Below are 13,473 nucleotides of genomic sequence, written 5' to 3'. Positions count from 1 at the left end.
CGATCATTGAGGAATCAGAGCACCCAGGGCGCATAGACCGGCGCGTTCACCGCCACGAGATCGACCCTGCGGCCACGCTCACGGCGACCCGCCTCGACAAACTCAAAAGCGGTGCGATCCGACAGAAGCCGCTGCAACGCCATCGCATTGAGTCGATGGCCCCCGCGATAGGAGCGGAAGCAGCCAAGGAACCGCGCGCCCGCCAACGCCAGGTCGCCCATGGCGTCCAGCGTTTTGTGCCGCACGAACTCATTGGGATAGCGCAGCCCCTCGGCATTGATGATCTTGCTGTCCTCGCCGATCACCACCGAATTGTCGAGCGAAGCGCCAAGCGCAAAACCGGCCGCCCAGAGCCGTTCCACGTCCTTCATGAAGCCGAAGGTGCGCGCCCGCGCGATGTCGCGACGGAACGTGTCCGCATCCATGTCGGCGGCATAGGCCTGCCGGCCGATGGCGGGATTCTCGAAATCGATCTCAACCTCGAAGCGTGTGCCGGCATAAGGCCGGAACTCCGCCCAAGACGCGCCGTTTTCGATGCGCACCGGCTTCAGCACGCGAATATAGCGGCGCTTGATCGGCTGAAGCTCCAGTCCAACCTGATCGAATGCATCGACAAACATCGAGGCACTGCCGTCGAGAATCGGAACTTCCTTGCCATTCAGTTCGACAATCAGATTATCTATGCCGAGACCCGAAAGCGCGGCCATGAGATGTTCGACGGTTGCGGCATACGCGCCGTTGCGATCGCCCAGAGCCGTGCACAGGTCGGTCGCGCCGACTGCGGATACGAGCGCACGGACTTCACGCGTGCTTCCATCGTTCTCGGCGAGATTGAAAATGATACCCGTGTCGGGATCGGCCGGAATGAAGTGTATGCTGACCGGTTGACCGCTGTGAACGCCTGTGCCGGAAAGAGAAACCCGCGCTTTCAGCGTCGTTTGAAAATCGTGCAATTCGATCCCCGTACTCTGTCGCCGATGCAAACAACATCCTGCATCCGGCCTTCTTCATGAACCTTTCCGAAGAGCGTCCCCTCCTCTCCGGAAAGCCCTTTGAATTCGCCGCGAAGATAATGGCCAGAGAGAAAGACTCCAAATCACGGATTCTTACCCTCTGTTACTCTCAACATGTCGACTGCGATCTTATAAGCAATTGAAAAACAAAAGGTTTCCAAAAAGCAACACGGGCGCCGATGACGCCCGTGTTTCAACTTCGTTAGCGACGATTAATCAGTTTGGCTAAAGCTAGTTCGCTTGCCGGCGAAGGAACGCCGGAATCTCCAACTGATCTTCCTCATGCGCAGCGCGCGTCTGCGGGGTAAGCCGACCGTGATCGTCGAGCTGGCCGCGGCGCGGAGCATAAAGCTGCGCATCGTTCGGATTGATCCGGCGCGCTTCCGGCGCAACCTGACGCAGCTTCGGTTCGCGAGGCTGTTCGGACACTGCAGGACGCGCGGGCTCTTCCGCATGGCGGGTGAGGCCGTTCGTCAGACGCTTGAGGAGACCCATCGGTCCACTCTCCTGCGCGGCGGCGGTGCGCGTCTTGGCTTCCACTTCGGCGCGCACGACAGGCGGAAAATCCTCGACGCGCGGCATCCGCGGAGTCTGCTGGACGGGTTGCGGCACTTGCTGGACGGCCTGCGCAGGCTCGCGCATCAACTGCGGAACCGGTGCCGGAGCTACGGGCTGCGGTTGCTGGAAGAGCTTGCTCTGGGGCCGAAAATCTTCCTGTGGAGCAGCCGGGCGCTGGGCGGTTTCAAACCTGCCCTGCTCGGCGGTCTGCATTGCCTCAGCAACCGGATCGGCCATCGCAGGCTTGGGGGCCGCGACAGGCGCTTCACCTGCCGGACGCGGCGCCTGCGTCTTGACTGGCTGGCGGATCGCGATGGGCGTGGCGGCGATTTCCGCAGCCGTCTTGTCGATGCCCGTGGCAACCACCGAAACCCGGATGACGCCTTCCAGATCCTCGTCGAACGTGGCGCCGAGAATGATATTGGCTTCCTGATCGACTTCCTCGCGAATGCGGGTAGCGGCTTCGTCCACCTCGAACAAGGTGAGGTCGCGACCGCCCGTGATCGAGATCAGCAGGCCCTTGGCGCCCTTCATCGAGGTTTCGTCGAGCAGCGGGTTGGAGATGGCGGCCTCGGCGGCAGCCATCGCGCGGCCCTCGCCCGAAGCCTCGCCGGTTCCCATCATCGCCTTGCCCATCTCGCGCATCACGGAGCGGACATCGGCGAAGTCGAGGTTGATAAGACCTTCCTTGACCATCAGGTCGGTGATGCAGGCAACACCCGAATAGAGGACCTGGTCAGCCATGGCGAAGGCGTCAGCGAAGGTCGTCTTGTCGTTGGCAAGGCGGAAGAGGTTCTGGTTCGGGATAACGATCAGTGTGTCGACCGACTTCTGCAATTCCTCGATGCCGAGGTCAGCCGTCTTCATGCGGCGCTGGCCCTCGAAATGGAACGGCTTGGTCACCACTCCGACCGTCAGGATGCCACGCTCGCGGGCGGCGCGCGCAACCACGGGCGCAGCGCCGGTGCCGGTGCCACCACCCATGCCGGCGGTTACGAAGCACATATGCGTGTTGGACAGGTGGTCATTGATCTCGTCGATGCATTCCTCGGCGGCAGCGCGGCCAACCTCAGGCTGAGAACCCGCCCCCAGGCCCTCCGTGACGTTGGCGCCAAGCTGGATCAGCCGATCCGCCTTGGACATCGTCAGCGCCTGCGCATCGGTATTGGCGACAACAAACTCAACGCCGCGCAGCCCGGCGGAGATCATGTTGTTGACCGCGTTTCCGCCGCCGCCCCCAACACCGAAAACCGTGATCCTCGGCTTTAGTTCAGTGATATCCGGCTTTTGTAAATTGATCGTCATGTTGTCTATCCTTTGCCTTATGCCGCCTCGCCGCGCGGCGCTATGGGGCTATCCCCTGCCAAACTAGAAGCTTTCCCGTATCCACTGACTCATCCGGTGGAATCTCCCCCCGGTACCGGTCAACTTCAGACTCGTACTGCTGTTGATGCTCTCACTCTCGAACGTTGCCATCTGCGGATAGATCAGGAGACCGACCGCGGTGGAAAATGCCGGGCCCTTTGCGGCTTCCGGCAAGCCGGCCACGCCGAGCGGGCGACCGATTCGCACATTTCTTCCGAGAATACGTCGGGCGGCCTCCGGCAGGCCGGCAAGCTGGCTTGCACCGCCTGTGAGCACGACCCGGCGGCCCACCGTCGCGCCGTGGCCGGATTTGGCCAGCCGGTCGCGCAACATCTCCAGCGTTTCGTCGACGCGCGCACGCACGATGCGCGTGATGGCCGAACGCGGCACATGCAATTGGGGCTCGTGCTCGTCGCCGCTCATGGGGCTGACGCTTACGACCTCGTGATCCTCACCGCCGACAGGCAATGCAGTGCTGTGCATGACCTTCAAACGCTCCGCATCCTCGATGCGCACGGAAAGTCCCCGCGCCAGATCAAGCGTTACATGATTCCCGCCCAAAGGAATTGCGTCGGCAAAAACAAATTTACCCTCAGAGAACACAGAAACGGTGGTTGTGCCCCCGCCCATGTCGATGCAGGCCGCGCCCATCTCCAGTTCGTCATCGACGAGAGCCGCCAGACCACTGGCATATGGCGTCGCAACCATCCGCTCGACGCTGAGGTGCGAACGGTTGATCGCTGCTTCCAGATTGCGGTGCGGGGCGACATCGCTGGTCAGCACATGCATGTCCACGCCGAGCGTTTCACCGACCATGCCGCGCGGATCGCGAACGCCGCGTTCCTGATCCAGCGAAAACGCCACCGGCAGCGAGTGGACGACCTGGCGCTCGGCCTTCATGGCCTGCTTCGCGCCCGCTACCAGCACCTTGTCGATATCGTATTCGTTGACCTCGCCGCCGCGCAGATTGATCGTGGCCGAGAACGTCTCGCTGCGAATACGGCCCGACGATACGTTGACGATCAGCGAATCCACCGTCAGCCCCGCCATGCGCTCGGCTGCATCGACGCATTGACGGATCGAGCGTTCGGCGCGGTCGAGATCGATCACGACGCCCGATTTCACTCCCTGCGATTTCTGAAGGCCGATCCCGATGACATGCGCCTTGTGGGTGCGCGCGCGTAGAAGCTGACTGTCGCCGCTCGGCTTCAAGCGCGCAACGATGCAGCAAACCTTGCTTGAGCCGACATCGAGCACCGTGACGATCCCGGACCGTTGCCCACCGTCCTTTTGCCCCGCCAGCCAACTCATGTCCGTGCCTCCGGCTTCTTCCGTCGGTTGGCTGCGCGCTCTTTCAACTCGGCGTCGCGGCGGGCCACAGCCTCGTCCGTCAGCGCAAAAACGGCGCGATCCGCCAACCGCATGTCGATCGACACGATGTCACGCTCGAACACATCCTGTTCGCGGTTCATCCTGCCCAGCGCTTCGAGCGCCGTTTCAATACCGGTCTCGGGCAGCATGACCTTGATGCCGTTGTCAAAGCTGAGGTCCCAGCGTCGGTCGGCAACCCGGATATATGCGCGCACGCGGGTCGCTATGTCAGGATGATCCTGCATTTTCGAAACGAATGCCGCTCCAACCTCAGGCGCACCCAGCCCGAGAAGCAGGGGAAGCGGCCTGCTGGTGCCATTGTTGTAGGAGGCAATGATCTTGCCGGATTGCTCGATCACAGAGAGCCGTCCGTCGTGCTGCCAGACTGCGAACGGCTTGCGTTCATCCAGCCGCACCTCGATCGTGTCGGGATAGATCTTTCGCACCGACGCGTCTTCCACCCACGGCATCTTGGCGATGCGCTCCCGCGCCGCGGAGGCGTCGAACCCGACAAGCGAGGTCCAGCCCGTCAACTGGAGCCGGTCGAGCACGTCGATCTCGGAAACCTCGCGATTGCCGGTCACGGTGATTTCGTCGACGGCAAAGCCGGTGCGTGCGGTAATCGCCTGTGCAACATCCGGCATCAACCCGCCCAGATAGGAACCGTAGACGCCGGTAGCCGCGAACAGGAGTGCAGTCATCACGGCGTTGCTGTGGCGCGGTGGCTGTATTTCGCCACGGCAATAGCGTGCAAGAAAACGGATCGGCTTGCGCAGCGGGCGCGGCAGAACGAACCCTGCCTCCGCCTCAAGGCGCGAGCCGGGAGCCGGCCTCCAGAGGCCGCCCAAAAGCCGTTTCAACCGCCTCAACGCGAACACGACGCGTCCTCCACCAACCAACGCAGCAACTCACCGAACGAGTGCCCGGCTTCAAGCGCAATCTCCGGAACGAGCGAGGTCGGCGTCATGCCAGGCTGGGTGTTCACCTCCAGCCAGATCAATTCGCCATTCTCCGAGAAACGATCATCATAACGGAAGTCGGAACGCGAAACCCCGCGGCATCCGATTGCTTGGTGAGCCGCCAAGGCGAGTGTTTGGACTTTTTGGTAAAAATTTAATGAAATTTTAGCCGGCACTTCGTGTTTTGAGCCGCCAGGCACATATTTCGAGTCATAGTCGTAGAAGCTGTGGCCGGTCGGAATGATCTCGCACACGCCGAGAGCGACATCGCCCATCACCGCGCAGGTCAACTCGCGTCCGTGCACGTAGCGCTCGACCATGACGCGCTGGCCATAGCGCCACTCCGGGGAGGAGACGATCTGCGGCGGATGCGACTGGTCCTCCTTGACGATGACAACGCCGAAGCTCGATCCTTCATTGACCGGCTTCACGACATAGGGCGGCTTCATCGGATGAGCGTTGCGGATCGCAAACCTGTCGACGATCTTCGATTCGGCAACCGGGATGCCAGCGGCCCGCGCGACGACCTTGGCCCGGTCCTTGTTCATGGCCAGCGCCGACGCCAGCACGCCCGAATGCGTATAGGGAATGTCCAGATATTCGAGGATGCCCTGAATCGTGCCGTCCTCTCCAAAGGGACCGTGCAGCGCATTGAAAGCGACATCGGGCTTGAGGCTGGAAAGCACGGTCGCGACATCCCGTTCCACATCGACCCGGGTGACCCGATAGCCGACCTCTTCAAGAGCGTTCGCACAGGCATTTCCCGACGACAGCGAGACCGGGCGTTCGGACGAAAACCCTCCCATGAGAACTGCCACGTGCTTTGCCGCCATACCCGGTCTTTCCCCTCTGATCGGGCTAACTTTCATGCGCTTCGAGACGCGAGTCCTGAAACCGGGCCGAACACACCGGCCAAGCTTTCACGACTCAATTCAGGAAACACTCAGGGCAAGGAATCAGAGACTTGATTCGCGTGCAAGACCTATGACTCGGATTGATTCATATTTTTCGATTCAAATGCGAATCTTTGTCCTAGGGTTGCGCCCTCGACACAACAGCGCCCTTACAGCAGCCGGCCCAGAAACTCGTGCACTTCGCGGCCCGGCTTGAACTCACCGATTCGCTTGATCTCCCATTGCAGGCGGATGCCGGAATGTTCGAGCACGCGCGCGCGCACCGTTTCGCCCAGATATTCGAGGTCGTAGCCTGTGGCGCTGCCCGTATTGATCATGAAATTGCAGTGCATGGGCGACATCTGTGCGCCGCCGATCATCAGCCCGCGACATCCGGCGCGCTCGATCTCCTTCCACGCAGATGTTTCTTCGGGGTTCTTGAAGGTGGAGCCGCCCGTTTTTTCGCGGATCGGCTGCACCGTCTCACGATGATGCTGCACGGCATCCATGGCCGATCGGATTACAGCGGGGTCTTCCACATAGCCTTCAAAAACGGCGGACACGAAAATCAGGTCGGCGGGAGCCGTGGAATGACGATAGGAATAGCCCATCTCCGCATTGGAGAGGATGTGCACGTTTCCCTGCCGGTCGAGCGCACGCACTTCCACCACGCGCTCGCGCGTCTCGACGCCGTTGGCGCCTGCGTTCATGCGCAACGCGCCACCGATGGCGCCGGGAATGCCGTGGTAGAAGTGAAAACCGCCAATGCCCGATTCAAGGGCGAGCGCGGCAACGCGCTTGTCGGGACAGGCAGCCCCTGCCCTTATGCGCGTTTCCGACAGGCGCTCGGCCTCGCCGAACCCCTTGGCCGAAAGCCGGATCACCACACCCCTGACACCGCCTTCGCGCACCAGCAGGTTCGAGCCGACGCCGACGACGGTGAGCGGCAGGTCGGCCGGCACGGCTTTGAGGAAGGCGGCAAGATCATCCTCATCGGCAGGCTGGAAAAGAAGATCGGCCATGCCGCCCGCCCGAAACCATGTGATCTTGTCCATCTCGGCATCGGGCGTGAGGCGCCCCCGAATGCCGGATAGCAAGTCACCAAGGCGCGCGAGTAGATCCTGCCCACGGCTCATGCGGTCGAGCCTCCCAGCTCCTTTGGAAGCGCATAGGCCCAGTTCGTGATGTTGCCCGCCCCCAGAAAGACGACGAAATCGCCGTCCTTTGCGTTGGCGCGCACCAGAGGGGCAATTTCGTCCGGCCCCTCGATGAAGCGGGCGTCGCGGTGACCGCCCGAACGTATGCGTGAGACGAGCGCCTGTGAGTTGACGCCCTCGATGGGGTCTTCCCCCGCCGCATAGACCGGGGCGACGAGCACGGTGTCGGCATCGTTGAAGCAGGCGGAGAAGTCGTCGAACAGATCGCGCAGCCGGGTGAAGCGATGTGGCTGCGCAATGGCGATGATGTGGCCGCGCGTCGCATCGCGAGCCGCCTTGAGCACCGCCTTGATCTCCACGGGATGGTGGCCGTAATCGTCGAATATCTGGACGCCGTTCCAGCTTCCCGTGGGCGTGAAGCGCCGCTTGACGCCTCCGAAGGAGGACAGGCCCCGTTTGATCGCCTCGTCGGTCAGGCCAAGCTCGTGCGCGACCGCGATGGCCGCCGTGGCGTTGGACACATTGTGATGGCCCGGCATCGGCAGTGACAAACCCTTGATGGTTGTATGCCGACCAGTCTTGCGGTCGCGGATCACCACATCGAAATGCGAGGTCGCGCCCTCCATGCGATGGTTCGTGAAACGCACGTCGGCCTGCGCGTTTTCGCCATAGGTGATGACGCGCCGGTCCTCGATGCGTGACACCAGCGCCTGAACCTCGGGATGGTCGGTGCACATCACGCCGAAACCGTAGAACGGCACATTTTCCACGAACTGCCGGAAGGCCTCGCGAACCTTGTCGAACGTCCCGTAATGGTCGAGATGCTCGGGGTCTATATTGGTGACGACCGCGATATCGGCGGGCAGCTTGAGGAAGGTGCCGTCGCTTTCATCTGCCTCGACCACCATCCATTCGCCTTCACCCATGCGCGCATTGGTGCCGTAGGCGTTGATGATCCCGCCATTGATAACCGTCGGGTCCAGTCCGCCCGCTTCCAGCAAGGTCGCGACCATGGAGGTAGTGGTGGTTTTGCCATGTGTCCCGCCAATGGCGACCGCCTGCCGGAACCGCATCAGCTCGGCCAGCATTTCCGCGCGCCGGACGATCGGCAGCAGCTTTTCGCGTGCAGCGGCAAGCTCGGGATTGGACTTCTTGATCGCCGTCGAGACGACGACCACCTCGGCATCACCGAGATTCTCGGCGCGATGCCCAACGAAACATTCAATGCCCTTGGCGCGAAGCCGCTGGACATTCGCGCTGTCCGCCTGATCGGACCCCTGCACCCGGTATCCGAGATTGTGCAGCACCTCGGCGATGCCGCTCATTCCGATGCCGCCGATGCCGATGAAATGCACCAGCCCTATCGTCTCCGGCATCTTCATGCATCGGCTTCCTTCTTGAACATTTCGACGGATTCGCCTCTGGAGATAGCCTCCGCAAGGTCCGCGAGCAACCGCGCGGCGTTGGGCTTGCCAACCGAGAGCGAGGCGGCGGCCATCGTGGCAAGCCGCTTCGGACCCGTTATCAGGGCAAAGATCAGTTCCGCGAGGCGCTCGGGCGAAAGCGTCGATTGTTGATGAACCTCCGCGCCGCCCGCCGCTTCCAGCGCGGCGGCATTTGCGGCCTGATCGTGATCAAGCGCGTGGGGATACGGCACCAGCAGCGCCGGGCGACCGATCACCCCGATCTCGGAAACGGTCGATGCGCCGGAACGCGCGATCACAAGCTGGGCATCCGCGATGCGCTGGGCCATGTCCCCAAAGAAGGGCGAAATTTCAGCCTGCACGCCAAGCGCGGCATATGCTGTGACGACGCCCTCAACGTCCTCCGGTCGAGCCTGCTGTGTCACCAATAGCCTCTTGCGCTCGCTCGCCGGAAGCTTTGCAAGGGCAGCCGGAACGGCTTGGGAAAAGAACTGCGCGCCCTGGCTTCCGCCAAAAACGAGCAGCCGGAACGGATCGGCCGAACGCGCCGACACATAGGGCGAACCGGCAAGCGCCAGCACGGCGGGCCTGACAGGATTGCCCGTCACCACGATCTTGCCGGCAAAGCCTGTCCGGGCGGGATCGAGGAAGCCGCCCGCAATCGCCGTGACGCGCGAGGCAAGCATGCGGTTTGCTCGCCCCATCACCGCATTCTGCTCGTGCACAAGGCTCGGGACACCGCGTCGCGTCGCGGCAAACAGTGGCGGAACGGTCGGATAACCGCCGAACCCAACGACCACGGAAGGCTCGATTTGCTTGATGACGGCGGACGCCTGCCGCACGCCCTTCCAGATGGTCAGGAAGGATTTTGCCAGCGCGACCGGATTTTTCGAGCCGAAGGTGGCGGAAGCAATGGGATGGATCGCATCCGCGGGGAACGAACCGGCAAACCGGTTTGCGCGTTCGTCGCTGGCCAGATGCACCGACCAGCCGCGCGCCTTCAACTCATGCGCCAGCGCCTCGGCCGGGAAGAGATGCCCGCCCGTGCCGCCCGCCGCAAGGATGGCGGTGCGCTGGCCCATTATTCGGCCGGCACAAGGTTGCGCGGCATGGAGAGCCTATGGTTCTTCAGTTTCTCCGGACCGCGGCGTGTGAGCGCAAGCACCATGCCCATCGAGATCGCAATCGCGATCAGTGATGAACCGCCGTAGGAAATGAAAGGCAGTGTCATTCCCTTGGCGGGCAGCAACTGGAGGTTCACGCCCATATTGATGATGGATTGAAATCCGAACACGGTGACCAGCCCGGCCACCGCCAGCCGGGTAAATTCATCGTGCTCCTTGAGCGCGATCTTCATTCCGCGCAGCACAATGAATGCGAAGATCAGCATGATGAGGAAACAGAGCACGATCCCGAACTCTTCGCCTGCGACGGCAAAGACGAAATCGGCATGGCTGTCCGGTATCATGCGCTTGACGGTGCCCTCGCCCGGACCGACGCCGAACCAGCCACCGGCGATCACCGCGTCGCGCCCCATGTCGACCTGATACATGTCGCCTTCACCTGAAAGAAAGCGGTCGAGGCGGCTCGCAACATGGGGAAAGACGGTATAGGCGGCAAACGCCCCGAAAACGCCCACGCCGCCGAACAGCGCGATCCAGAACCAGGACATGCCGGCGAGAAAAAACATCACGCCCCAGGTTCCCAGGGTCAGCATGGTCTGGCCAAGGTCGGGCTGAAGGACGAGCAGGCCAATCACGATGCCGAGCAGCCCGATGGCGAGCAGATTTCCGGGAATCGTGCGCTTCGCCTGCTCGGCGAAAAGCCATGCGCACATGATGACAAAGGCCGGCTTGAGGAACTCGGACGGCTGGATGGAAAGCCCGCCGAGCGAGAGCCAGCGGCGCGCGCCTTTCACCTCCACGCCGATGAACAACACGGCCACCATCATGAGCAGGAACAGGCAGAGCATGATGAGCGCCATGCGACGCACCTGCCGCGCAGAAAGGAAAGACACCGCCAGCATCGCGCCGAGCGCCGGGATCATGAACATGATCTGGCGTGTCGCGAAATGGAACGTGTCGAGGCCGATGCGATCGGCCACAGCCGGGCTTGCGGCAAAGGACAGCACGATGCCCAATCCCATGAGAGACAGGAAGGCGGCGAGGAACCAGCGATCAACCGTCCACCACCAGGTTGCGACAGGGCTTTTATCGAGACGACTGAGCATCATTCCCCTCCAAGCAGCGTGATACCTTCAATGCCGCGCACGGCCTTTCGGAACGCCTCTCCGCGCACCTCGAAATTCTTGAACTGGTCGAAGCTGGCGCAGGCAGGCGAGAGCAGCACGACAACCTCGCCGCTCTCATCGCTTGCCGAATCCTGAGCCGCGTGTTCGACAGCGGCCTGCAACGTTCCGGAAATCTCATACGGAACTGAGCCGCCGAGCGTGGCCGAAAAGGCGGGCGCAGCCTCGCCGATCAGGTAAGCTCGCGCGATGCGCGGAAACAGTCCGCGCAGCGGCTCAATGCCGCCTTCCTTCGGAAGCCCGCCCACGATCCAGTAGATGCGCGGAAAGCTCGACAGTGCCGGAGCAGCGGCATCCGCGTTCGTCGCCTTCGAATCATTGACGAAAAGCACATTGTCCTTGCGCGCAACCGGCTCCATGCGGTGCGCGAGCCCCGGAAAGCTCTCAAGTCCGGCCTGTATCTCACCCAGGTCCAGCCCGACGGTCAGGCATGCGACGATTGCGGCCAGAGCGTTCTGCGCATTGTGCTGGCCGCGAAGCGAGCCGATGCCTTCGAGGAAGGCGATGCGGCTGTAGTGACCGTCCTTCGCCTCCATCAGGTCCGTGCCCTCGGCATAATATCCATCGGTCAGTGACAGGCGCTTGGAGATGCGCACCACTTTGCGACCGGCAAGCTCCAGCCTGTCGGCGATCTGCGCGCAGAAGGGATCATCGACGCCGACGATGGCGGTTTCCGCGCCTGCAACGAGCTGCTCCTTGATCGCTGCGTAGCGCTGCATCGTCCCGTGCCGGTCCAGATGGTCAGGGGTCAGGTTGAGCAGGACGCCGGCCGTCGGATTGATCGAGGGCGCAAGGTCGATCTGGTAGGATGAGCATTCGATGACATAGAACCGATTGGACGTCGGCGGCTCCAGCGTCATGACGGCGCGTCCGATATTGCCCCCCATCTGGGCATTGCGGCCAGCGGATTTCAGGATATGCGCGGTCAGGGCGGTCGTCGTCGATTTGCCGTTGGTGCCGGTAATGGCGATAAAGGGCGCATCCGGCGCATTGAGATTGCGCTCGCGCACGAACAATTCGACATCACCGATGATTTCGACTCCGGCGGCCCGCGCCAGTTCAACGCTCCAGTGCGGCTTCGGATGCGTGAGCGGCACGCCGGGCGAGAGCACGAACGAGCAGAAGCGCGACCAGTCCTCCTCGCGCAGGTCGCCCACCGGCAGGCCTTCGTCCTCGGCTTTGGCGACGCTTTCAGGGTTGTCGTCCCAACAGACGAGTTGCGCGCCGCCCTCGACGAGCGCGCGCGCCGTCGCCATGCCGGACCCGCCGAGCCCGAAAAGTGCTACCCGCCTGCCACTGAAGCACGAGGCTGCAATCACGATTTCACCTCAGCTTGAGTGTGGAAAGGCCGATGAGAGCGAGGATGACGGCAATAATCCAGAAGCGAATCACGACCTGACTCTCGGTCCAGCCGAGTTTCTCGAAATGATGGTGTATGGGCGCCATCAGGAAAACGCGCTTGCCGGTCATCTTGAAGAAGCCGACCTGAATGATGACCGACAGGGCTTCCATCACGAAAAGCCCGCCGACAATGGCCATGACAATCTCGTGCTTGGTCGCGACGGCAACGGTGCCGATCAATCCGCCCAGCGCCAGCGAGCCGGTGTCGCCCATGAAGATGGCGGCAGGCGGCGCATTGAACCAGAGGAAACCGAGGCCCGCGCCGATCACCGCGCCGAGCACGACCGCCAACTCGCCTGTGCCGGGCACAAAATGGATTTGCAGGTAGTCGGCAAAGACCGCGTTGCCTGACAGATAGGCGATGACGCCGAAGGTGGCTGCCGCGATCATGATCGGAACGATGGCGAGCCCGTCGAGGCCGTCGGTCAGATTGACCGCGTTGCCCGCGCCGACAATCACGAAGCAGGCGAATGGGATGAAGAACCAGCTCAGGTTCAGGATAAAGTCCTTGATGAACGGGAATGTGAGCGAGGTCGAGAACGGTGCCTGCCCGGCCCAGACGATAACGGACACGGCGACCGCCGCGATCACGAACTCGATGCCGAGGCGTTTCGCGCCGGATAGGCCGCGATGCGACTGCTTCGTGACCTTCAGATAATCGTCATAGAAGCCGATTGCGCCGAAGCCGAGCGCCACCAGGAGCACGATCCAGACATAGATGCTGGACAGGTTCGTCCACAGAAGCGAGGAGACGATGATGCCGCTCAGGATCATCAGGCCGCCCATGGTGGGCGTGCCGGCCTTCTTGAAATGTGTCTGCGGACCGTCCGCGCGGATCGGCTGGCCTTTTCCCTGCCGGATGCGCAAAGAGTCAATGATCTGGGGACCGAACACGAACACGATCAGCGCGGCAGTGATCAGCGCGCCGCCCGTGCGGAAGGTGATGTAGCGGAACACGTTGAAGAACGAGACATGTTCCGCGAATGCGACCAGAAATGTGAGCATTGACCTGCTTTGTCCCCCG

Annotated in this window: 11 protein-coding genes; all 11 read right to left on the bottom strand. The window is 62.2% G+C overall.

From position 1 onward, the window contains the following. Positions 1–14 precede the first annotated feature (14 nt). The 11 genes from lpxC to mraY all read right to left on the bottom strand — a co-directional run bounded on the left by lpxC (position 15) and on the right by mraY (position 13,454). Positions 15–953 carry a UDP-3-O-acyl-N-acetylglucosamine deacetylase gene (lpxC, locus tag M9924_13440; protein ID MCO5065400.1) on the bottom strand — a complete coding sequence of 313 codons (939 nt, stop codon included), beginning with the start codon at positions 951–953 and terminating at the stop codon, positions 15–17. A gap of 291 nt (positions 954–1,244) precedes the next feature. Continuing rightward, positions 1,245–2,876 carry a cell division protein FtsZ gene (ftsZ, locus tag M9924_13435; GenBank protein ID MCO5065399.1) on the bottom strand — a complete coding sequence of 544 codons (1,632 nt, stop codon included), beginning with the start codon at positions 2,874–2,876 and terminating at the stop codon, positions 1,245–1,247. A 63-nt stretch (positions 2,877–2,939) separates the two neighbouring features. After that, positions 2,940–4,247, bottom strand: coding sequence for a cell division protein FtsA (ftsA, locus tag M9924_13430; protein MCO5065398.1), 1,308 nt, complete (start codon positions 4,245–4,247; stop codon positions 2,940–2,942). Continuing rightward, positions 4,244–5,185, bottom strand: a complete 942-nt coding sequence (locus M9924_13425; GenBank protein MCO5065397.1) for a cell division protein FtsQ/DivIB — start codon at positions 5,183–5,185, stop codon at positions 4,244–4,246. The genes ftsA and M9924_13425 overlap by 4 nt, the downstream gene beginning before the upstream one ends. After that, entirely contained in the window at positions 5,173–6,099 is a 927-nt protein-coding gene (locus M9924_13420) for a D-alanine--D-alanine ligase (GenBank protein ID MCO5065396.1), read from the bottom strand. The genes M9924_13425 and M9924_13420 overlap by 13 nt, the downstream gene beginning before the upstream one ends. Before the next feature lie 230 nt (positions 6,100–6,329). Further along, entirely contained in the window at positions 6,330–7,295 is a 966-nt protein-coding gene (gene murB / locus M9924_13415; protein ID MCO5065395.1) for a UDP-N-acetylmuramate dehydrogenase, read from the bottom strand. Next, positions 7,292–8,698, bottom strand: a complete 1,407-nt coding sequence (gene murC, locus M9924_13410; GenBank protein MCO5065394.1) for a UDP-N-acetylmuramate--L-alanine ligase — start codon at positions 8,696–8,698, stop codon at positions 7,292–7,294. The genes murB and murC overlap by 4 nt, the downstream gene beginning before the upstream one ends. Further along, positions 8,695–9,822, bottom strand: a complete 1,128-nt coding sequence (murG, locus tag M9924_13405; protein ID MCO5065393.1) for an undecaprenyldiphospho-muramoylpentapeptide beta-N-acetylglucosaminyltransferase — start codon at positions 9,820–9,822, stop codon at positions 8,695–8,697. The genes murC and murG overlap by 4 nt, the downstream gene beginning before the upstream one ends. Continuing rightward, positions 9,822–10,970, bottom strand: a complete 1,149-nt coding sequence (ftsW, locus tag M9924_13400; GenBank protein ID MCO5065392.1) for a putative lipid II flippase FtsW — start codon at positions 10,968–10,970, stop codon at positions 9,822–9,824. Before ftsW ends, murG begins: the two co-directional genes overlap by 1 nt. Then, the gene (murD, locus tag M9924_13395) at positions 10,970–12,367 is read right to left on the bottom strand and encodes a UDP-N-acetylmuramoyl-L-alanine--D-glutamate ligase (GenBank protein MCO5065391.1); all 1,398 of its coding nucleotides are present in this window, start codon (positions 12,365–12,367) and stop codon (positions 10,970–10,972) included. The genes ftsW and murD overlap by 1 nt, the downstream gene beginning before the upstream one ends. A 4-nt stretch (positions 12,368–12,371) precedes the next feature. Continuing rightward, positions 12,372–13,454, bottom strand: a complete 1,083-nt coding sequence (gene mraY / locus M9924_13390; protein MCO5065390.1) for a phospho-N-acetylmuramoyl-pentapeptide-transferase — start codon at positions 13,452–13,454, stop codon at positions 12,372–12,374. Between the last annotated feature and the right edge of the window lie 19 nt (positions 13,455–13,473).

It is taken from the genome of Rhizobiaceae bacterium, from assembly GCA_023953835.1.
Taxonomy (GTDB): Bacteria; Pseudomonadota; Alphaproteobacteria; order Rhizobiales; family Rhizobiaceae; genus Mesorhizobium_G.
This window is presented reverse-complemented; position numbering and strand designations above follow the sequence as displayed.